Below are 21,464 nucleotides of genomic sequence, written 5' to 3'. Positions count from 1 at the left end.
CAGGATTAATCGAAATTTTGGAGTTCCACCAGTCTGTGGTACATTCCTTTCTTGGCAATAAGGTCGTAATGTGTTCCCTGTTCCACTACAATTCCTTTCTCCATCACTACAATCCAGTCTGCTTTCTGGATCGTTGACAGTCTGTGGGCTATAACCAGAGATGTTCTGTTTTCCATCATTTTATCCAAAGCATCCTGTACAAATCTTTCAGATTCGGTATCCAGGGCAGAAGTGGCTTCATCAAGGATCATCACCGGCGGATTTTTCAATACCGCTCTGGCAATAGAAACTCTTTGTTTCTGACCGCCGGAAAGCTTATTCCCGTCATCCCCGATATTGGAATTATATCCTTCGGGAAGATTCGAAATAAAAGAATCAGCGTTTGCAATCTTTGCAGCCTCAATTACTTCTTCTTTCGTAGCATCAGGCTTACCCATCAGAATATTGTTGTACACCGAATCATTAAACAATACAGACTCCTGGGTTACCATTCCCAGAAGCTGGCGGTACTCTTTTAACCTTAAATGTTTGATATCAGTTCCGTCAATTAAGATCTGGCCCTCATTCACATCATAGAATCTTGCCAAAAGGTTGGCGATAGTGGTTTTTCCGCTTCCGCTCTGCCCGACAAGGGCTATGGTTTTTCCTTTCGGAATGATCAGTGAGAAATTTTTGAGGATAACATTGTCTTTATCATAATAAAACCCAATATTTTTGAATTCAATTTGATTTGTAAGAGTAGAAATGGAAACCGGCTCTGCAATTTCTTCTACCTTTAAATCATAATCAAGAACTTCTGCTACTCTCTCTAAACTTGCCATTCCTCCCTGTATAGATGAAATTGCACTGGAAAGCTTTTTCGCAGGGTCCAGGATTTGGAAGAACATTCCGATGAACACCAGGAAAGCCTGAGGCTTCATGTTCTGTTCCTGTAAAATTTGTGTTCCTGCATACCATGTGATGATAAGAATAGTGATAGAACCCAGGAATTCGCTCATAGGAGATGCGAGTTCTCTCTTTCTGCTCATATCTATGGCGTAATTCTGCCAGTTGTTCGTCGTTTCGTTGAATCTGTTTTTAAGGATCTTATCCGCGTTAAAGATCTTGATTACCTTAGACGATTTTAAAGTTTCGTCCACCAGTGAAAACAGATTTCCAAGTTCAGCCTGGGCAAAATGAGCCTGCTTTTTTAAGCTTTTTCCGGTCCATGAGATCAGCAGTCCCATAACCGGGAAAACAACCAGTGAAAACAGGGTCAGCTGAGGAGATAGTAAAAATAACGCGATCAGTGAAGAGACGATCATAAACGGTGCATTAATAATATCTACCAATACCCCCATAATTCCTCCTTCCACACCTCCGATGTCATTGGAAATTCTGGACATCATATCTCCCTTTCTCTGTTCTGTAAAGAAAGAAACAGGAAGCTGCAAAAATTTATTGTACATAGCTGTACGAAGATCCTTTGTAATACCAACACGGTAATTAACCAAAAGGAAAGACCCGATATATCTGAAAATATTCCTCAGTAAAAATGAAACCCCTGTGATAGCACACAAAACAGCAAGGACATGAACGGCACCATGCTGATCAATTTGCGTCTGTACAAAATAGTACGCCTTATCTTTTATATAATTGAAATAATCGCCGAAGGCTCCGCTCCATACAGGCTCTTTCCCCTGTTTTTCAATCGTACCGAACATCAGTCCCAAAATAGGAAGCATGGTTCCCACTGATAAGATATTGAGTAAGGAGTACAGAATATTGAAAAACATACTTCCGAAAAGGTATTTTTGGTGCGGTTTCGCGAAATAAAGTATTCTTTGTAATGGTTTCATTCAATGAAAAGTTGGATAGCAAAATTACGTAAAATTAAAGTAAAAGACGTTCTTAATCCTTTTTTACTTTAATTAATATGTTTCAATTTGATGACTTTTGTTACAAACGTGTGTTTAATTTTATAGGCATAAAAAATGCATAGAGTATGGAAAAAAAACACTGTTTCTGCGGTTTTTACTATTACAATTAATTAAAATTTTACTTTGTCATTATATTTTGGAGCAAAATTAGTTGGAGTTAATTGTTCTAAAGTCTTCCCTACGTTATTGATAATAGTCGTTAAATTATCAAAATCTACAACATTCACATCATCACTTTCATTATGGTAATGAGACGCTTTCGTCATATCTACCGTAGAGAATGAGTGAGCGATGATCTTTTTCTTTACAAAACTTACATTATCCGATCTGTAGAATAATTTTTGTGTGGCATAGGGATCAGGATTTATTTTTAAGCCGTTTGCAGCATACTTATTAAAAAGTTCATCAAAATCAGAAAACTCATCGCCTGTCATGAAAAGTGCATTTTTTCCGAACTGAGACTCCGTGGCCACCATTTCAAAATTGAAAAGCGCTGTCATATTATTATATACCTTATCTAAACCGGCATCTGTAGAAATAGCTCTTGAACCCAGCATTCCTTTTTCCTCACCATTGAAGGCCATGAAAACCATTGAAAAATCCGGGTTTTTATTTTTAAAATAATCGGCAATACCTGCTAAAGTGGTAATTCCGCTTGCATCATCATCTGCCCCGTTATAAATATTGTCTCCGGTTTTATCACTAGTTCCGATATGGTCGAAATGCCCTGAAAAACCTAAATATTTATCTGTTTTCCCTTTTTTAATACCGCATACATTATAAACCTTTTTTCCTTTATAATCGAAAGGGATCAGGTAAGAGTTTCCGGTACAGTATTCAAGGTTGTTTTCTTTGAAGAGCCTGGCGATGTATTCGGCAGCCTTATCATTTTCCGGAGTTCCGATCTCGCGGCCCTTCATTTCATCTGAGGCCAGTGTACTAAGTATTGTGGTTACTCTTTCTTTTGAAACTTCCTGGGCAAATGCAAATGCTGAGAAGAATGACAGGGCAAGGTAGGTCAGTTTTTTCATTTTTGATATATAATTTAATAGGATCAGTCGTATTTTTAACGGAAATGTTGCATAAAATGATATAAAATTATTTGGTGAGAATATATTTGAACCACTAAGGAGATTAATGGGATTAAGTATTGTTAAGAAAATCATCTGCCTTTAAGCGAAACTAAACTTCATATTCTTAAAAACTTATTCAATCTTAATGGTTAAAAAAATGCCACGACTATTATAATTTTTTAAAATTAACCTTTGATTGATTCGATAAAGTGCTGCTACGCCAACCAGCCAACGGTGAAGTCGGCATCTTTTCTCTACTTAAAATAAAAAGTAAATGTGAAACTTTGCATTTAAATAAAAAATTACAGGCTGTAATAAAAAACAGCTCCTTTCGGAACTGTTCTCACTCAAAAAATCGTTGTAAGGCTATCGAAGTCGGTCTACAGATTTTACGAGCCTCTCATCTCTGCGGATGTATATGTTTGCTATAAGCAGACAGATCACCGCAATTAATGGGAAAACCGGCTCAATACCCTTCTCAGGAATCTGAATTCCTCCGGATAAGTTTAGTAACCAGTACGCCAATACACCAATCAACAAAACGTTTATAATGATGCCGAACGTATTCAGCAAAATTTGTCTTTTTCTGTTTTTAAAGCTGAAAATACTCAGTGCTCCTGCCAAAACAAGCGCAATACAGCTTATATCAATCACCGGAATATTGCCGAAAACGTCAACATCCTGTCCTGTAACGAAAAGGGAAACTGCGGCTAAAACTGCCAGTAGAGTCCATATAGTCTGTATTCTCTGTAACATTGATTATTAAATACCTGGCAAAAATAACATAAATTTTGCACAATTCAAAAATAAGTGTAGATTTGCATTATACATATGTACTTGAAAACAAAAGTCACCGGACTTACTTTTCTTACTCACAATTAATTACATTTTTACATTAAGTATGTTTAACATAGAAACGTTAAGGTCAAAATCCGTAACGGAACTGACTAAAATCTTAAAAGATTTAGGCGTTAAAGTTGCTAGAAACAGCAATGATAATGATAAAATCTTTGCCGTTCTTGACTTTCAGGCTTCTAACCCTAAAGTTGCAAAAGATTATTTCAACGCCACAGAAACCAGTATGGATACTGAAGAAAAACCGGCAGAAAAACCTGCCAAGGCTCCTGTAAAAAAAGCAGCGCCCAAAAGACAACCTGCCAAACCCAAAGCAGAAGTAAAAGCACCCACTGAAGAAAGCCCCAAAGCTGAAGAGAAAGTAGAAGAAAAGGTGCCGGCTGCTGAAGAAGTAAAACAGGAAGAACCAAAAACTGAAACACCTGCCACTCCTGAAGAAAACAATTCAGCACAGGCTAAGAAAAAAAGAAAAAGAGTGACTGCCAATACCAATACCGGCAATACAGAAACTCCCCAGGAAAGAGCAGAAGCTCCCAAAATTGCAGAACCTCAGGAACCTGCTCCATCAGAAGAAAAGCCTGCTATTCCTCAAAATCAGGCCAGACCCCAGCAAAAAGGACACAATAATCCGCAGAACAGCGGAAACCAGCATAGGAATCCTAACCAGCATCAAAATCAAAATCAGGGTCAGAACCAAAATCCTAATCAACATCAGAATCAGAACCCCAACCAGAATCAGCACAGACAAAATGCTGACAGGAATGAGGAACATCATGCTGAACAGAGAAAAGAATTCAGTTTTGATGGGATGGTAAGTATTGAAGGGGTTTTAGAAATCCTTCCGGATAACTACGGATTCCTTCGTTCATCGGATTTCAGTTATATCTCTTCTCCTGATGATGTGTATGTGTCTACAGCACAGATCAGGAATTTCGGTCTGAAAACCGGAGATACCGTAAAAGGAATTGTAAGACTTCCGAAAGAAGGCGAAAAATACTTTTCTTTACTGAAACCAATAGAAGTAAACGGACGTGATCTTGCATTCATTAAAGATCGTGTTGCTTTTGAATATTTAACACCGCTTTTCCCTGAAGAGAAATTTAACCTGGCGGGAGATAATTCTACAATGTCTACAAGAATTGTTGATTTATTTGCACCTATCGGGAAAGGACAGAGAGCAATGATCGTTGCCCAGCCTAAAACGGGTAAAACAATGCTGCTTAAAGATATTGCCAACTCTATTGCTGCCAATCACCCTGAAGTATACATGATGGTCCTGCTGATCGACGAACGTCCTGAAGAAGTTACTGATATGGAAAGAAGCGTAAATGCAGAAGTTATTGCCTCTACATTTGATGAAGCAGCTGACAAACACGTAAAAGTGGCCAACCTTGTTTTAGCAAAAGCCCAGAGAATGGTTGAATGCGGACATGATGTAGTGATCCTGCTTGACTCTATTACGAGATTGGCAAGAGCCTATAATACCGTTACACCAGCATCAGGAAAAGTTCTTTCCGGTGGTGTGGATGCCAACGCTCTTCACAAGCCGAAAAGATTTTTCGGAGCAGCCAGAAAAATTGAAGGTGGTGGTTCATTAACCATTATTGCTACAGCACTAATCGATACTGGTTCTAAAATGGACGAAGTAATCTTTGAAGAATTTAAAGGAACGGGTAACATGGAGCTTCAGCTGGACAGAAAAATTGCCAACAGAAGAATTTATCCTGCGATTGATCTTGTATCTTCAAGCACGCGTAGAGATGACCTTCTTTTAGATGAGGTGACTTCCCAGAGAATGTGGATTTTCAGAAAATATCTTTCTGAAATGAACCCTGTAGAAGCTATGGAATTTGTAAATAAAAACATCAGAGGAACTTTAAATAATGAAGAATTCCTGATGTCTATGAATAAATAGATTAATTTAATTGTTAATAAAAAGCACGGGGATCATCTGATCTTCGTGCTTTTTTGTAGATATACTCCTGTTTTTGAGAGCCAGATAGTTTTAGTTTTTAAGAATTTGACAGAAGAAAGTATCGGAAGCTGTACTTCAGGCTATAATAACCTCACTCTTCCGGCTTTTATCTTCACTCTTAAAAATTTAATTCATTCTAAATCAATATATCAATGTTAAAGATTTATTAAAGTAATCCCAGTTTTTGATAATAGCTTAAATATTGGTTAAATTTGGGTATAACATTAAAAATAAAAATTATGTCATTTGAATTACCTAAATTAGGATATGCATACGATGCACTAGAGCCTACTATTGATGCAAGAACTATGGAGATCCACCATACGAAGCACCACCAGGCATATATCGACAATTTAAATAAAGCAATTGAAGGAACTGAATTGGCTGGAAAGACTATCGAAGAGATCTGCCAGACAGGAACTGACAAACCAGCCGTGAGAAATAACGGAGGAGGACACTTCAACCACTCTTTATTCTGGGAAATTTTAACTCCCGGAGGTAGTAAAGAGCCTGTAGGAAACGTAAAAGCAGCCATTGAAAATTATGGAGGTTTGGAAAAATTCAAAACTGATTTTTCTGATGCCGCTAAAACAAGATTCGGTTCTGGATGGGCTTGGCTGGTTAAGAATTCAGACGGTTCTGTATCTGTTTCTTCTACACCCAACCAGGATAACCCGTTAATGCCTGTTGCAGATGTTAAAGGAGCTCCTGTTCTGGGATTGGACGTTTGGGAGCACGCTTATTATTTGAACTACCAAAACAGAAGACCTGATTATGTTTCAGCATTCTTTGATGTTGTAAACTGGGATAAAGTGGAGGAATTATTCAACAAATAATTTTCAGCTATTATAAAAGTAAAGGTTCAGAAGAAATTCTGAACCTTTTTTTATTGAAGATTAAATATGTGAAACTATTATTTTTACCATTAAGATTTTTATGAGTAGTCAAAATAAGGCTGTTTAAATTTTTAAAATCTTGCAGATTTGGCAGGTTACGCAGATTTTTGACAGGTTCAATATTAAGAAAATAAAGATCGCTTAAAAAATGAATAATTAGCTTAATGTCCTTAATCCCTTCAATTTTCTTAATGGTTTAATGAAACATTTATCTCACGGCATCACTTCCGGAAAGCCCGTTCATTTTCAGTCCGTATTTCCAGCTTACATAAGCAAAAACCTGATACAGCTTATATTCAAATTTGATTCCGTAGTTTTCTCTTGGATTGTAATCTATCCCGGACTCTATAATATCCCGGTATTTTCCTGAGCTGTAGTAAGAATTCCATTCACTGGTAAGGAATGTGTTTTTCGTTTTCAGATAGGATTCTGAATACTGGCTCATCGGTTTGGCTACTGCATTCAAAAAGTAATCGAACTGGGTATCGATCACCGTAAGATCCCACTCGCCGTCTTCATTCTTAGAAGGTTTCATTTCAGATTTCTCTTCCTCTTTCTTGGGACTGTTTTGGGAAAAGCAGCTGAAAGGAATAAAGACGAAGAAAAATAGTATAATAAGATTTTTCATAATGAACATGGTATAAAAAATAAGCACTCAAAATGAGTGCCTAAGTTAATTTTTTATGGTTCTTTCTGAAGAATAACAAACGCCGGGAAGTGGTCACTGTATCCTCCAGTAAACTGGTCTCCGTTCCAGGACCTGAAAGGATAACCTTTATAATTACCTTCTTTATTCACTAAATAAGGCGGGGCAAAGATCTCTGCTTTATACACGGAATATTCTTTTGTCACCTGGTCGAATACCAGATTTTTAGAAACAATGATCTGGTCAAAAAGGTTAGGAGCATCCTGATAAGCCAGTGAGGCAATACCTTTTTTATATAAAGGATACATTAAATTAAGGTAAGGTGTGGTTTCACTCAGGTCTTTAGGACTGGCAACAGCTTTTAAATGGTTTTTTAAACTTGCGCTTACCGGATCATCATTAAAGTCACCCATTGCAAAAAGTTTAGTAGAAGGATCTGCGGCTCTTATGCTGTCCATCTGTTGTTTCAATAAAGCTGCGGCGGCATTCCTCTTAGGTAATGAAATGGCTTCACCTCCTCTTCTTGAAGGCCAGTGGTTCATAAAGAACGCTACCTTTTCGTTATCAAGAAAACCGGTTACAACCAGAATATCTCTGGTATATTCTCTTTTTCCATCGTCACCGAAAACTTTTAATTCTTTTTTCAATGAATTGGTCGGGGTAAACCTTCTTTTCTGATAAATTAAGGCAACATCAATTCCTCTGTAATCATAGGAATTATAATGAATGATTCCGTAGTCATATTTGGCAAGTACGGGCTGCTTTACCAGGTCTTCAATGACCTGTCTGTTTTCAACTTCAATAAGTCCGACTACAGCGGGTGCTGTTTTGGTATACTGTGCTCCCAATTCAGAAATTACTTTTGCTTCGTTGGCAAGCTTTGCTTTGTAAATTTTAGTATTGTAATTTTTGCCGCTGCTGGGTGTGAATTCGTCAGAGCCGCTTTGGTATCTTACTGCTTTTTTACCATTTAAAGCACCGTCACTCCAGGGACCGTCATATTTTTCTGCTTCTAAAAATTTGATAGAATCCATTGGAATACTTCTATGGAAAGCAGGATTGCGGATGTCTTTCGTACCATCAATATAATCTGCAGAACGGATGGTGTCCCAAAGGTTTTCCACATTTAAAAAACCAACGGCAGCCACTTTCCTAAGTTTCCCCTGTTGTGTAAAAGCCATTATTGAAAAAATAACAGCCATGAAACTCATCAATTTCTTCATCTTTAGAGTATTAATATTATTTAAACGACAAATTTACCTTTTTTTAATTCAACCCATTTTAAATATTTGTAAATTTAAAACAGTTAAATGAAATTCTTTTACATAATGAATCATAAAAGATTGCAATGTTAAGAAAAAATAATGTTAAAAAAGTTGTGAATTCCAATTTTTGACTAAATTTGTGCCCCCAACTTTTAAACTGTTGAAAACTAATAAGAAAAGTATTAAAAAAAATAAATATACTCATGATTAAAAAACTATCATTAGTCTCTTTATTTACTTTACTTCCTGCTTCATTCTATTTCGCGCAGACCACTGTGTTTGCGTATCTTAAGGATGCCGAAGGAAAGCCTGTTGAAAAGGCAGAAGTAGATCTTAAAGGGAGTGAAAATGATGTAACGGCTGACAAAATTGGATACTTCCAGTTTGTAGACCTGCAGCCGGGCCATTATCAAATTATGATTACGAAACCAAACTTCGAAACCAAAATGATGGAGTTTGACGTAGCCAGTGAGAAAAAAAAGGATCTAGGGGTAATAACCCTATATTCTGCACTTACAAACGCAGATCAGGGATTAGCCATTATTGATAATAGTGGTGATGGTGAAGATAGTAACAGTGGCCAAACCTCCACGGTAGGTTTACTGCAGTCATCTCAGGATGTTTTCAGTAGAATTGCTGCATTTGATTTAGGTTTTTACTGGTTCCGTCCGAGAGGAATTGACGGAAGGTCGGTAGAATCTATGATGAATGGTGTTTCTATGGTTGAATCTGATAATGGTAATGTTGATTTTGGAAACTGGGGTGGACTTAATGAGATCACAAGGTATCCGGAAATTTCAGCCAATCATGCACCATCAGAATATGCATTCGGTGGTAACAGCTCGGTTATTTATAAAAATACAAAAGCCAGTGAGTACAGAAAAGGAAGCCAATTAACGTATTCATTGACAAACAGAAACTACACCAACAGGCTGTCCTACAGGTTTTCTTCCGGAATGAGCAAGAAAGGATGGGCATTTACAGGGATGATTGCCAGAAGATGGGCTCAGGAAGGAATACAGGACGGAACGTCTTATGATGCATACAGCGGTTATCTTGGAATTGAAAAGAAATTCAGTGACAGCCATACTTTAACATTCAATGCCATTGGTTCCAAATATGCAAGAAGCTCTTCCAGTCCAAATACACAGGAAGTATACGATTTCAGAGGAATTCATTATAATTCTTACTGGGGATGGCAAGATGGAGAGAAAAGAAATGAGAGAGTAAGAAGAGGATTCCAACCATTGTTTCAATTGCAGGATTTCTGGAAGATCAATAAGAACTCTCAATTATGGACATCCGTTTCCTATCAGTTCGGTAAAGACTACAGTTCAAGACTGGATTGGTATAGAGCTAATAATCCATCTCCTACCTATTACCGTAATTTACCAAGTTACTGGCTGAATTTCAAAAATCCGGCTCCATCACAAGCTGAGAATATAGGACTTTGGAATGACAGATGGACCAATAATGATGAAGCTTATACACAGATCAACTGGGATAATCTTTATGCAGCAAATAGAGCTGATAATAAGGATCTCTATATTCCTGAACTGGGTGGGAAAAGGGCTGCTTATTTCCTGGTGGATGATGTAAAAGATGATAAAATATTCAATGCGTCTACCCACTATACTTATAACTTTAGTGATACTTCGCGTTTTATTTTAAACTTATCTTATCAAAATTATAAATCTGAGCAATACAGAGAAGTAAATGATTTATTAGGAGCTGATTTTGCACTGAATATGGATCCGTTCGGGTCCAATACAACCGGGGACAGATTTTATGCTAAGTATAACACAAGGGAAGACAACGCTTCCGTTGGTAAAAAAGAAGGTGATAAAATTACTTATGATTATATCCTCAGAAGACAGGAAGTAAAAATCAATCCTGCATTTAAATTTTCTACGGGTAAATTTGATGTTTTTGTTTCCGGGATGTTTGGTTACACCAACAACAACAGAGAAGGCTTATTTCAGCATTACTTATACCAGTCATCTTACGGAAAAGGTGAGGATAAGAACTTCTGGAATGTTGGCGTGAAAGGTCAGGCTACTTATAGAATCAATGGTAGAAACTTCCTTGTATATAACGGGGCTTATTTTTCACAGTCTCCTTTCCTGAATGATATTTATTTTAACACGAGAGTAAGTGGTGTTATAACTCCCAATATCAAAAATGTTGTTATTGATGCCAATGATTTGAGCTATGTGTTGTCCACTCCAGTTGTGAAGATTAGATTGACAGGATACCTTGTTAATACTCAAAATGAAACAAGTGTACAGAGATATTTTGCTCAGGGAGTTAAGTTAACGACGCTTACAGAAAGTGGAGATCAGGCTCCTGTTCAGGACGGTGCTTTTATTACTCAGGTGCTTGCAGGTGCTAATAAGAGAAATATGGGTATTGAGCTTGGCGCACAGGTGAAAATTACCCCTACACTAACGGCTAACGGATTATTAAGCTTAGGACAGTATACTTATACCAATAACCCAACCGTTTATTTTGCGTCTGATGCTGTTGGAACTTTCAGAGAACTTGATGGGAACGGAAATATTGTTGCCAGATCATATACGAATATGGGAGAAGCTACCCTGAAAAATTACAGACAGGGAGGAACACCTCAGGAAGCATATAATTTAGGTCTTAGATACAGCAGCCCTAAATACTGGTGGGTGGGTGCAAGCTGGAACTATTTCGGACATTCATTCTTGGATCCGTCTCCGGTAACCAGAACAGAAAGATTCTATTCTAATCCAAGTACACCGGGAGTACCTTATGATAATGTAAGTCCTGAAGAATTGGCAAGAGTTCTTACACCTACAAAATTACCAAGCGAATTCTTCCTTAATGCCAATGTCGGTAAATCATGGATGATCGGTAAATATTATGTATTGATATCTGCATCCGTTAATAATATTCTTAATAATAAAAATTATATTACGGGAGGGTTTGAGCAGACCAGAAATGTTAATTATACTGATTATTCAAATGATTATGACAGCGGAAACATGGTATTTGCTCCGAAATACTGGTACTCTCAGGGAAGATCTTATTTTGTTAATCTTCAATTTAGATTCTAATCAATAAATTTTAAAAATCGAAAACAATGAAAAACATATATTTTAAGGCAGCCGTATTTAGTGCCATTTCAATGTTGGCGTTATCGTCTTGTGTAAAATCCGATGATTATGATGTTCCGGAAATCAAATGTACGAACAGGTTTGGCGCACCAAATCACCCATTAACAGATCTTGCGACTCTTGCAAAACCTAAACCAGTAGAAGCTGATATTATTAAAGAAGATTATATCGTTGAAGCTTATGTAGGCTCAAGTGATGAATCCGGGAATATTTATAAAATGATGTTCCTTCAGGATAAGCCTGAAAATCCAACACAGGGGATAGAGGTGGATATTGACGGAGGAAACCAGTATCTGGCTTTTCCTACAGGATCTTTAGTTAGAATCAATTTAAAGGGACTGATTGTTCAAGGTTCCAATGGAAATATTAAAGTTGGATCTTATGATCCAAACTATTCTGTAGGGAGAATCAATCCAAACAGAATTTCGGATTATATGGCAAGAGTTTGTGACGGGCAAAAACCAGTGGTAGCTGTTATGAAGCCGTTGGAATTTAATTCCATTGCTGAAGCTCTTAAAAATGGAGCCCACATCAATCAGCTTGTAAAAATTAAAAATGTTCAGTTCGAAGATTCAGAACTTACAAAAAACTTTGCTGATGAGTCTGCAACAGGAGACCGTTATATTACAGATAAAAAAGCAGCAAGATTAGATCTTCGTTTCAGTAATTATGCAACGTTCGCTAAATCACCGATTTCTCCTAAATATGCAAAAAGTGGTGATATTGTGCTTCTTCTGAGCCGTTACACGAGCCCTGCTAATCCTTCTGCTCCGACATTTACAGAGCAGGCATATATAAGAAATCTGGATGATATCATTTTTAACGGTGAAAGATTTTCTCCTGGAGCCCCGGAGAACCCGTCAGCTTCTGCTGTTAATCTTTTTAACGGTTCTGATTTTGAAAACTGGACAACCTTCCTTGCAAGTGTGAACAGTTTCGGTATAAAGCCTTATGCAACTCAGGGTGTTGGTTTAGGATTTAACGGGACTAACTCACTTCAGATTAAAGGTATTCCTTCAGCAAATGATTATGTATTTACTGCAATAGCGGCTTCTGGATTACCGGCTGTTCCGAAAAGAATTACTTTTTATATCAAAGGTGTGTCAACCGGAAAATCACTTTCTTTCAACGTGTATAAGACGACAGGCAGCAGCCCGGCTTTCTATACATTCAACCTTGGAACATTCAGTACAGGAGCAATTCTGGATCCGGATTCAGGTAATGCCAACTCATATACAGGATCAATTAATACGAATGGTCAATGGAGATTGGTTGAACTTAATCTTACAGGTTTGGGAGATCTTAATCTAACAGCTGGAAAAGATATGTTTGCTGTAAAAACAGGTAGTAACGGAAATTATGATATTCAGATCGATAATATCAAAATTGAGTAATTAACCTGAACTCAGGATAAAAATATTATTCTCTTATATCTTAAGTAAACGAATCCGTCTCAGAAATGAGGCGGATTTTTTATTGTCAACAGAACTTCATATCAACTTTTATTAAAGTTCCACTATATGAAAATGTACACAATCTTTCTGATATAGCGAATCAGGAAAAAGTTGGTCTTGTATGTTTATTTTAAAATGAAAATAAACTCATTTAGCGCTTTTAATATAGGATGCAGGGATAACAGGTGTTGATTAAGCCGTCTTTAAATATTCAATTTTAAAATTTAAATCAAAAAAAACCACCGCATCTGCAGTGGCTTATATTTTAAAAATTATTCTTGTTTAGAAAGAAACTTCATTCACTTCCTTGCCTCGCTGGAAATTCATTGTTTTCTGACTTCCTTTATAAGCAATATTCACTAAGTTGATCTGCTTAGGAAAAGCACTTAAAAGAATCGTATTCTTAATCTTTAAGGTGCTGATATCTGAAACACCTCCGGTCTCAAAATACACCCATACAGTTTCTCCGCTTACCTGACTTCCGGTGAAGGTTATAGTTTTTGGAGAGCCATTGACGAACACATCAAAATTATTATTTACATATTTTTTTACTTCTGCTTCAAACCCTGCTGTACTGGGATTGATTTTAATAGCATCAGAAATATGGTTGGTATTCATTTTTGTGGTAAACTTCAATGTTTTGCTTCCATCTATATAATCAACTTTTGTCATTGAAGAGAAAAAGTCTGCATACATAAAACTCATTAACACAAAAAATGTTAAAATTCCCGATATATATAAAGTTTTTTTCATCTTAATTAATAGATTTACAATCATAGTTGCTTTTATAAAGGTCACAAATAATATGCCAATTAAAAATTTACATTCACAGAATATTTATCATAGAACGCCTTGATGTGTGCGACGGCCTCGTCAGCTGTATCTACCACACGATATAATTCCAAATCACCTTCGGCAATCATTCCTTCTTTTAACAAAGTTGTCTTGAACCAATCCAGCAATCCGCCCCAGAATTCGCTTCCTACAAGAACAATAGGGAATCTGCCTATTTTATTGGTCTGGATCAGAGTCATCGCCTCCGTAAGTTCGTCTAAGGTACCGAAACCTCCCGGCATTACAACAAATCCCTGGGAATATTTTACAAACATTACCTTTCTTACAAAAAAGTAATCGAAGTTCATAGAATAGGACCTATTAATGTACGGGTTGAAATGCTGTTCAAACGGCAGATCAATATTAAGCCCGATAGATCTTCCCTTAGCATTAAATGCTCCTTTATTTCCGGCTTCCATGATCCCCGGGCCGCCTCCGGTAATAATTCCGAAGCCCAGTTTAGTGATTTTTTCAGCAATTTCTACAGCCATTTCGTAATACCTGCTTTCAGGTTTCAGCCGTGCAGAACCAAATATAGAAACGCATGGTCCTATCTTGGCCAGTTTTTCATACCCATCCACAAATTCGGCCATTACTTTGAAAACCATCCAGCTGTCTTTGGTAATGGTTTCGTCCCAGTTTTTCTGTCTGAGACTGTTGTGAAGTTTTGTTTCGTTGATATCAAGGGCAGGATTTACTAAGCTTTCATCCCGGGTTCCGTCCATTTCCATTGCAAATTATTTAAAATGTTTTTCGGCTTCTATTACAGATTCGGGTCTTCCTACATCTATCAGAATGCTGTCGTGTACAAATCCGTGGATCTGCTCAGTCTGCATCAGGTCAAGATATTCCTCCATAACAGAAAACTTGCCGGTTCTCTTTATTTTTTCAAAGATAGCGGGGTTGATGCAGTGAACACCACTGAAAGCAAGAGCTTTAAAGCCTTTGTTGAATTCCGCAAGCCTCTGCTCCCCCGACTGTACATTAAGCCAGCCTCTCAGAATCATATCATCGTTGAAAAGCAATTTTCTCGAACTTTCTCTGTCAGAAACCGCTAAAGTAGCGAAATCTTTTATCTTTTTATGGTATTCAACGAGAGCGTTAATATTGATATCCGTTAAAATATCAGCGTTCAGGATCAGAAAATCTTCCCCGTGATCGAGGAATCTTCTGGCAAAAATCAAGCCGCCACCGGTTTCCAGCAACTCATCCGTCTCATCTGAGATTTCAATGCTGCATCCGAAATTACTGTTTTTATTTAAAAATTCAACAATCTGATTTCCGAAATGATGGATATTGATCACAAAATCTTTTATTCCGAAGCCTTTTAGGTAATTGATATTTCTTTCTAAAAGCGGTATGCCATTTACCTTGGCCAGGGCTTTTGGATGATGATCCGTAAACGGTTTGAGCCTTGTGCCTTTTCCGGCAGCGAAAATTAAAGCTTTCATATAGTATAAGTAATGAGTGATAAGTAATGAGTAATTTCAGGAGTTGATGAACAAGTAAGAATATTATTTATTGCTCATTACCCATTGCTCATATTGAGGTGGTGCTGTTCGTCGTGGTGAAGGCTTATTTCTATTCCCGAAGGATATTTTTCTTTAATGAATTCAGCGATCTTAATCGCAGAATACACCGATCTGTGCTGTCCTCCCGTACATCCGAAATTGATCTGAAGGTCTTCAAAACCTCTTTCCAGATAGTTGTCGATATTGATAGAGATGATAGATTTTACCAGTTCCAGAAACTTCGGCATTTCGGTTTTGGTTTCAAGATATTCCTGAACGCCTGTGTCATTTCCGGTCTGGGCTTTGTACTCCTCAATTCTTCCGGGATTCAAAATTCCTCTGCAGTCGAAAGTAAAACCTCCGCCGTTTCCTGAACTGTCCTTAGGAATTCCTCCTTTTTTATACGAAAAACTGTGTATGTCGATGTGTAGCATTTTTCTTTATTTTATTTAAACCATTAAGGCTTATTTAGTTTTTAAGATAAGTTAAGATTTTGATAAATCAAAATTTAGTCAGGGAGATCTTTAAAATATTCATTGATAAACGGTCTTAATGATTTTGTAATATTATTTGTGAAAAAATTAATTAAAAGACCTTGTGGCTTTTTGAGAACTTTCATATAGGTTAACAGTTGGGCCTCATGGATAGGAAGTATTTCTTCAACTGCTTTTAATTCCAATACGATAGAATCATTTACAAGTAAATCTACGATTAGTTTTGTTTCAATTTCTACCCCTTCATAATTGATTGGTACATAAAGCTGCTGTTTTACATCATAGCCATTTTTTATTAGTTCAATCTTTAAACATTCTTCATAAACACTTTCAAGAAGACCGGGACCAAGAGCCTTATGAACTTTAATAGCAAAGCCCGTAATTTCGTATGATAACTGGGTAACTTTTTTCTTTGTCATAAGCTTAATATTCTTAACAGCTTAAAAAAAACTTAATGGTTCAAAATAGCATTAATTTTTAATTTTGATTCATCCAAAGACAATTGTTCTATCACTTTTTTCAGTTCGGGATACTCCTGCATCTGTTCCCAGGATCCTGCAAACTGTGTGATGTTTTGAATTCCTTTTTCAAGGCTCGCTGTAAAATGTTGCTTCCTTTGAATCAGTCCCCTGAATCCATAAGCTCCAAGTACCTGCAGGAATCTCATCATCTGAATGGGCTTTACCGAATTTCTTAGTTGGATTTTAACTTCTTCATTTTCAAACTGTCCGATATAGAATTCAAGCATTTCATTTTTAAAATCTTCCGGGAAATCAGCTTTAGCCTGGAAAAGAAAAGAGATCACATCATACATTAATGGACCTTTCATGGCAGACTGATAGTCGATGAACGAAACTTTACGACCTTCATCAACCATAATATTTCTTGCCTGGAAATCACGGATCATGATTCCTTTGGGTTCAAGACTTTCTATAAGTTTGGCAATCTGTTTAAATTCTTTCAGCAAAGGAGATTTGCGGTATTCAAGTTCAAGAACATCTGCCACAAAATTTTTAAAATAATAGAGGTCATGGATCACGGGAAGCTCGTCGTAACACTCATATTCAAAAGTATTTGAGAAGTCAATTTTTCCCTGAGTCCGGACCTGGAGCTGAAAAAGTTTTTCCAATGTCTGTTTTACCAATGCTCTCACATGAGTGGAGAGACCTTCGGCCGTAATGATCTCTGAAAGGGTCTGCCCGCCCAGAAATTCCTGTATATAGATTTTTCTGTCTTCTGAAACAGCAAAAATTTCAGGTGTGTTGAGATCAAGCTCTGAAAAGATTCCGGAATAATAGAGGAAGCTTTCGTTTTCCGGGATATTTTCATTGGCGGTGACAATGTATTTTCCGGTGTTGGATTTTGCCAGAAAATTAATCCTTGCAGAACCGCTTTGAGCCAGTGTAACGAACTCAGAAGATGGTTCACCCAGATATTTTTCAAAAAATCGTTTTGCGTTTTCGGAAGTCATAATATGGAAACAAATATACTAATTTAATGGGAGTTTAGAGTTTGAGTGGAAGAGTTTTAGGGTTTTAGAGTTTGGGGGAGGAGATGTGTTGAGTTGATTGTTACTGGATGCTGGTTGAGAGTTATGCCAGCTCATTTATTTTTACAAAGGCTAAAAAATAATATTCTTGGAGATTTTATTATCTGACACTCAGCTATAAAGGGTAAAACAGCATTTTTATCATCTCTCATTGCTTTCCATTTCTTAAATCTTAATTTTCTTATCTCAATCTCGGCTTAAGTTTCAGTCTAATTTTTATCTTTGCATCATGTTAAAGGATTTTAAACCGGTTTTAAACATTTTGCTGAGGTTCATTGTCATCTATCTGGTGCTGCTTTTTGCGTACCAGTTTTATCTGAACAGCAGTAAAGGAGGAGGGCTGGATTCTTTTTCCAGAATGATTGCTGTTCAGGTTGCTTCTGTTCAGAATGCTACTGAATTTCCTACCTTGCTTTATGATGACGTAAAAAACGAGCAGATTTGGTTCTATGTAAAAAATAATTATGTGACAAGAATGGTGGAGGGGTGTAATGCTATTTCCGTTATGATCCTGTTTGTCGCATTTGTTTTTGCATTTTATAAAGGCACTAAAACTTATATTTTTGCTTTAGCCGGGCTTCTCCTGCTTTATATTATGAATCTTCTACGAATTGTGGGACTGAATATCATCATGGTAGACCATAAGGAATACGGGAAAATGTTTCATGATTTTATTTTTCCATCATCAATTTACGGAACTGTAGTTGTTCTTTGGCTGGTGTGGATCAAATTCTTTGCTTTAAAAAATGAAAATTCTTAACTGGCTTCTGGCAATAGCGGGAATCTGCGGTCTTATAAGTGTGCGGATGCTTGAAGACAAAATTTTTTACGACCCTTTTCTGGAATATTTTCATGAAGCGAATAAGAATATTGAGTTTCCACATTTTGAATGGGGGAAATTAATTATTGGACATCTTTTCAGGTTTATCCTCAATCTTATTTTTTCCTGCCTGATCATTCAGTGTCTTTTTAAAAACCGTCAGTGGACAGTACAGGGAGCTATGCTGATTACCATTATTTTTCTGATCACTTTCCCGATCTATCTTTACTGTATCAATGACAGGTTCGGGATCGGTTATCTTCTTTCCTTTTATATGAGAAGATTTGTGATCCAGCCGCTGGCTTTGCTTTTGATCGTTCCGATGTTTTATTACAGAAAGCAGTTGATGATAAAATAAGCAATGAGCTTATCTGGTTACGGGCTAATCAGCGGTATGTTTGTCTACACTTGTTACATTTTCCGGGGTCCATTTTACCCGTTTTACGAAATCTTTTTCGCGTACAGGACAGTCTTTAATCTGACAGACAGGGCATGATAATGTTTTGCAGTCATCCATATGGAAGTTGAATTCTACGCTTCTTTTGGTGTTTTTCGCTAAAACAATAATCATTTTTTCCATTTCGTCATGGGCTTCCCGAAGGCTGTAATACCAGGGTAAAGTAATATGGGCATCAATATGGAGATTGGCTCCGAACTGCTGGATTTTCATGTTGTGGACATCTATCCATTCTATTCTTCTGTTTTCTTCGAGTACGCGGATGATCTGGTTCAGAAGATCCGGATCCTGCTCATCCATAATACCGCTTAAAGATTTTCTGACAATTTTATAGCCTACAAAGATGATATAAAATCCAAAAATAAGCGCAACTACGGAATCCAGCCAGTAAATCTTAGTGAAATAAACGATGATTAAGCTTATGACAACGCCTAATGTTGTGATGGTGTCAGACTGGAGGTGTTTCCCGGATGAAATAAGGACCAGAGAGTTTTCAGCCTGTCCTTTTTTAATGGAAACGTAGCCGAGGAGATAATTAACAACAGCGGTGGCTGCAATGATCCAGATTCCCAGATCTATTTTGCTCAGTGTTTTTCCTACGATAAGGCTGTTGACCCCTTCATAGATGATCATGATGCCTGCTATGGCTATCAGAGCTCCTTCGATGCCGGAAGTTACAAATTCTACTTTTCCGTGGCCGTAAGGGTGGTCTTCGTCCTTCGGTTTTGCAGCCAGATGAAGGGAATAAAGTCCCATAAATGCGCTGATGACATTCACAATGCTTTCCATGGCATCGGAAAAAACAGCATCGGAATTGGTGAGTTTCCAGGCAATGATTTTTCCTATAAAAAGGATAAGTCCGAAAGCGGCAATCAACTTTTGGAATGCTATTTTATCTTTGTTGGTAATGGTTTTTTTATTTTCCATAGTTTGATAAAAAAAAGAATCTCAATTCTGAGACTCTTTTTATTTTGTTAGTTTAAACTAAGTTATTGGCTGCTAAGTATTCTGCAATCTGTACAGCGTTCGTTGCGGCTCCTTTTCGCAGATTGTCTGCTACGATCCAGAGGTTGAGCGTTTTGGGCTGTGAATGATCCCGTCTTATCCTGCCAACGAAGACTTCATCCCTGCCTTCGGAGTACAGCGGCATTGGGTATTCGTTTTTTTTCACGTTGTCTACTACCACGACGCCTGGTGTTTCAGATAAAATCTTTCTTACTTCATCAAGGTCGAACTCGTTTTCAAATTCAATATTTACACTTTCAGAGTGTCCTCCCTGAACGGGAACTCTCACTGCCGTTGCTGTAAGATTGAATGTATCGTCACCTAAAATTTTCTTAGGTTCTTTCATCAGTTTGATCTCTTCTTTCGTATAATCATCATCACTGAATACATCACAGTGAGGAAGAGCATTTTTGAAGATCTGATAAGGATATACTTTGGCAACACTGTCATCGCCTTTAATTTCGGCATTGAGCTGGTCCACGGCAGCTTTCCCTGTTCCTGTCACAGACTGATAGGTGGAAATAACGACTCTTTTCAGGGCGTATTTTTTATTCAATGGCCCTAAAACCATTACCAACTGAATGGTAGAGCAGTTCGGATTGGCAATGATCTTATCTTCTTTGGTCAGAACATCGGCATTTATTTCCGGAACAATCAATTTTTTGGTAGGGTCCATTCTCCATGCTGAAGAATTGTCGATCACTGTGGTTCCGGCTTCTGCAAAAAGAGGGGCAAATTCAAGAGAAGTATCTCCTCCGGCAGAGAAAATGGCAATATCCGGTTTGGCAGCTATAGCGTCTTTCATGCTTACAATGGTAAATTCTTCCTGTTTATACTTCACCTTCTTACCTACAGATCTTTCGGATGCCACCGGAATTAATTCTGTTACAGGGAAGTTCCTCTCCTCCAAAACTTTAAGCATAACTTGTCCAACCATTCCTGTTGAACCGACTACAGCTACTTTCATTGATTTAATTAAAAAAAATTAAGGTTAAATTATTATAAAGTTACAACTCATCATTGATAACTTATTTTATGTTTTAAGCCCCAAAGACTCTCATCCAAGGGAATGCGAATGCGAATAAACCTGCAGCGATAAGACCCATGATCACAATTCCTAAAGAAATCGTGTCGTTGGATTTCACTTTTTTATTGATGATGGTCATTAATATTGCTGCAACTAACATAGAAAACGGGTGTTCTACAAATGTTTGTCTGCTATATGGATCCTTCATTAATGTTCCGGCATCCAATGCAGCTTTGAAACCGGGAGAAAATATGAACAACAAACATATTCCTATCAGAAACTGAACATGGAAGAAAATCATCGTAAAGAGGGTAGTCTTCTTTAAAAATTTGTTCACTTTACCGCTGAAACCAAACATTGTGGCTAAAAGGGCAATAATAAATAATGAGACCAAAAGTAGTTCAAGATACCCGAACCCTTTGTGTGCACTAAGAAAAATCTTGTAAAAATCCATATTCAATTTTTTGTACACAAATATAGCAAAAATCCCGGCGAAAAGCCGGGATTGGTATTTATAAAATCTAATGTTTTATATATT

General features: G+C 37.2%; 20 protein-coding genes. 6 read left to right on the top strand and 14 right to left on the bottom strand.

Annotated elements, in window-relative coordinates; genetic code table 11:
- Positions 1–5: 5 nt before the first annotated feature.
- The 3 genes from IX38_RS00150 to IX38_RS00140 form a co-directional block, all read right to left on the bottom strand.
- Positions 6–1,838, bottom strand: a complete 1,833-nt coding sequence (locus IX38_RS00150; RefSeq protein ID WP_034700740.1) for an ABC transporter ATP-binding protein — start codon at positions 1,836–1,838, stop codon at positions 6–8.
- A 191-nt stretch (positions 1,839–2,029) separates the two neighbouring features.
- On the bottom strand, positions 2,030–2,950 hold the full coding sequence (locus IX38_RS00145) for a M28 family peptidase (protein WP_034700739.1): 921 nt from the start codon (positions 2,948–2,950) through the stop codon (positions 2,030–2,032).
- A 408-nt stretch (positions 2,951–3,358) separates the two neighbouring features.
- Positions 3,359–3,748 carry a DUF4293 domain-containing protein gene (locus tag IX38_RS00140; RefSeq protein WP_034700736.1) on the bottom strand — a complete coding sequence of 130 codons (390 nt, stop codon included), beginning with the start codon at positions 3,746–3,748 and terminating at the stop codon, positions 3,359–3,361.
- Between the two features lie 145 nt (positions 3,749–3,893).
- Here IX38_RS00140 and rho point away from each other — a divergent pair, with 145 nt between their 5' ends.
- Both rho and IX38_RS00130 read left to right on the top strand, forming a co-directional pair.
- Positions 3,894–5,762: a transcription termination factor Rho gene (rho, locus tag IX38_RS00135; protein WP_034700734.1), complete on the top strand. Its 1,869-nt coding sequence runs from the start codon at positions 3,894–3,896 to the stop codon at positions 5,760–5,762.
- Positions 5,763–6,061: 299 nt separating this feature from the next.
- Positions 6,062–6,658, top strand: coding sequence for a superoxide dismutase (locus tag IX38_RS00130; RefSeq protein WP_034700732.1), 597 nt, complete (start codon positions 6,062–6,064; stop codon positions 6,656–6,658).
- A gap of 268 nt (positions 6,659–6,926) precedes the next feature.
- Here IX38_RS00130 and IX38_RS00125 read toward each other — a convergent pair whose 3' ends face one another.
- Both IX38_RS00125 and IX38_RS00120 read right to left on the bottom strand, forming a co-directional pair.
- Complete coding sequence (locus IX38_RS00125) at positions 6,927–7,346, bottom strand: DUF6146 family protein (protein WP_034701573.1); 420 nt, start codon at positions 7,344–7,346, stop codon at positions 6,927–6,929.
- A 53-nt stretch (positions 7,347–7,399) separates the two neighbouring features.
- Positions 7,400–8,587 (bottom strand): endonuclease/exonuclease/phosphatase family protein, encoded by a 1,188-nt coding sequence (locus IX38_RS00120; RefSeq protein ID WP_034700730.1) that lies wholly within the window; start codon positions 8,585–8,587, stop codon positions 7,400–7,402.
- Positions 8,588–8,832: 245 nt separating this feature from the next.
- Here IX38_RS00120 and IX38_RS00115 point away from each other — a divergent pair, with 245 nt between their 5' ends.
- Complete coding sequence (locus IX38_RS00115) at positions 8,833–11,715, top strand: carboxypeptidase-like regulatory domain-containing protein (RefSeq protein WP_034700728.1); 2,883 nt, start codon at positions 8,833–8,835, stop codon at positions 11,713–11,715.
- Between the two features lie 26 nt (positions 11,716–11,741).
- Positions 11,742–13,169 (top strand): DUF5689 domain-containing protein, encoded by a 1,428-nt coding sequence (locus tag IX38_RS00110; protein ID WP_034700723.1) that lies wholly within the window; start codon positions 11,742–11,744, stop codon positions 13,167–13,169.
- 342 nt (positions 13,170–13,511) lie between these two features.
- On the opposite strand, the gene IX38_RS00105 is transcribed toward IX38_RS00110, so the two are convergent.
- From IX38_RS00105 to IX38_RS00080, 6 genes are all read right to left on the bottom strand, one after another.
- On the bottom strand, positions 13,512–13,982 hold the full coding sequence (locus IX38_RS00105) for a DUF6702 family protein (RefSeq protein WP_228377882.1): 471 nt from the start codon (positions 13,980–13,982) through the stop codon (positions 13,512–13,514).
- 59 nt (positions 13,983–14,041) lie between these two features.
- Positions 14,042–14,794, bottom strand: a complete 753-nt coding sequence (locus tag IX38_RS00100; protein ID WP_084680129.1) for an LOG family protein — start codon at positions 14,792–14,794, stop codon at positions 14,042–14,044.
- 6 nt (positions 14,795–14,800) lie between these two features.
- The gene (locus tag IX38_RS00095; protein ID WP_034700720.1) at positions 14,801–15,514 is read right to left on the bottom strand and encodes a nucleotidyltransferase family protein; all 714 of its coding nucleotides are present in this window, start codon (positions 15,512–15,514) and stop codon (positions 14,801–14,803) included.
- A gap of 77 nt (positions 15,515–15,591) precedes the next feature.
- On the bottom strand, positions 15,592–16,008 hold the full coding sequence (locus IX38_RS00090; protein ID WP_034700719.1) for a RapZ C-terminal domain-containing protein: 417 nt from the start codon (positions 16,006–16,008) through the stop codon (positions 15,592–15,594).
- A 74-nt stretch (positions 16,009–16,082) separates the two neighbouring features.
- Positions 16,083–16,487: a GxxExxY protein gene (locus IX38_RS00085; protein WP_034700717.1), complete on the bottom strand. Its 405-nt coding sequence runs from the start codon at positions 16,485–16,487 to the stop codon at positions 16,083–16,085.
- 32 nt (positions 16,488–16,519) lie between these two features.
- Positions 16,520–17,539, bottom strand: coding sequence for an aminoglycoside phosphotransferase family protein (locus tag IX38_RS00080; protein ID WP_034700715.1), 1,020 nt, complete (start codon positions 17,537–17,539; stop codon positions 16,520–16,522).
- A gap of 307 nt (positions 17,540–17,846) precedes the next feature.
- On the opposite strand from IX38_RS00080, the gene xrtF reads away from it, so the two are divergent.
- Positions 17,847–18,377: an exosortase family protein XrtF gene (gene xrtF / locus IX38_RS00075; protein WP_034700713.1), complete on the top strand. Its 531-nt coding sequence runs from the start codon at positions 17,847–17,849 to the stop codon at positions 18,375–18,377.
- Positions 18,364–18,795 (top strand): exosortase F system-associated membrane protein, encoded by a 432-nt coding sequence (locus IX38_RS00070; RefSeq protein WP_034700711.1) that lies wholly within the window; start codon positions 18,364–18,366, stop codon positions 18,793–18,795. Before xrtF ends, IX38_RS00070 begins: the two co-directional genes overlap by 14 nt.
- 24 nt (positions 18,796–18,819) lie before the next feature.
- Here the strand turns inward: IX38_RS00070 and IX38_RS00065 are convergent, their stop codons facing one another.
- From IX38_RS00065 to IX38_RS00055, 3 genes are all read right to left on the bottom strand, one after another.
- On the bottom strand, positions 18,820–19,821 hold the full coding sequence (locus tag IX38_RS00065) for a cation diffusion facilitator family transporter (RefSeq protein WP_034700707.1): 1,002 nt from the start codon (positions 19,819–19,821) through the stop codon (positions 18,820–18,822).
- 52 nt (positions 19,822–19,873) lie between these two features.
- Positions 19,874–20,866 (bottom strand): aspartate-semialdehyde dehydrogenase, encoded by a 993-nt coding sequence (locus IX38_RS00060; RefSeq protein ID WP_034700706.1) that lies wholly within the window; start codon positions 20,864–20,866, stop codon positions 19,874–19,876.
- Positions 20,867–20,939: 73 nt separating this feature from the next.
- The gene (locus IX38_RS00055) at positions 20,940–21,380 is read right to left on the bottom strand and encodes a hypothetical protein (RefSeq protein ID WP_034700705.1); all 441 of its coding nucleotides are present in this window, start codon (positions 21,378–21,380) and stop codon (positions 20,940–20,942) included.
- Between the last annotated feature and the right edge of the window lie 84 nt (positions 21,381–21,464).

This window comes from Chryseobacterium luteum, from assembly GCF_000737785.1.
GTDB lineage: Bacteria > Bacteroidota > Bacteroidia > Flavobacteriales > Weeksellaceae > Chryseobacterium > Chryseobacterium luteum.
Note: the sequence above shows the minus strand (reverse complement) of the source record. Positions and strands in the feature narration are given on the sequence as shown.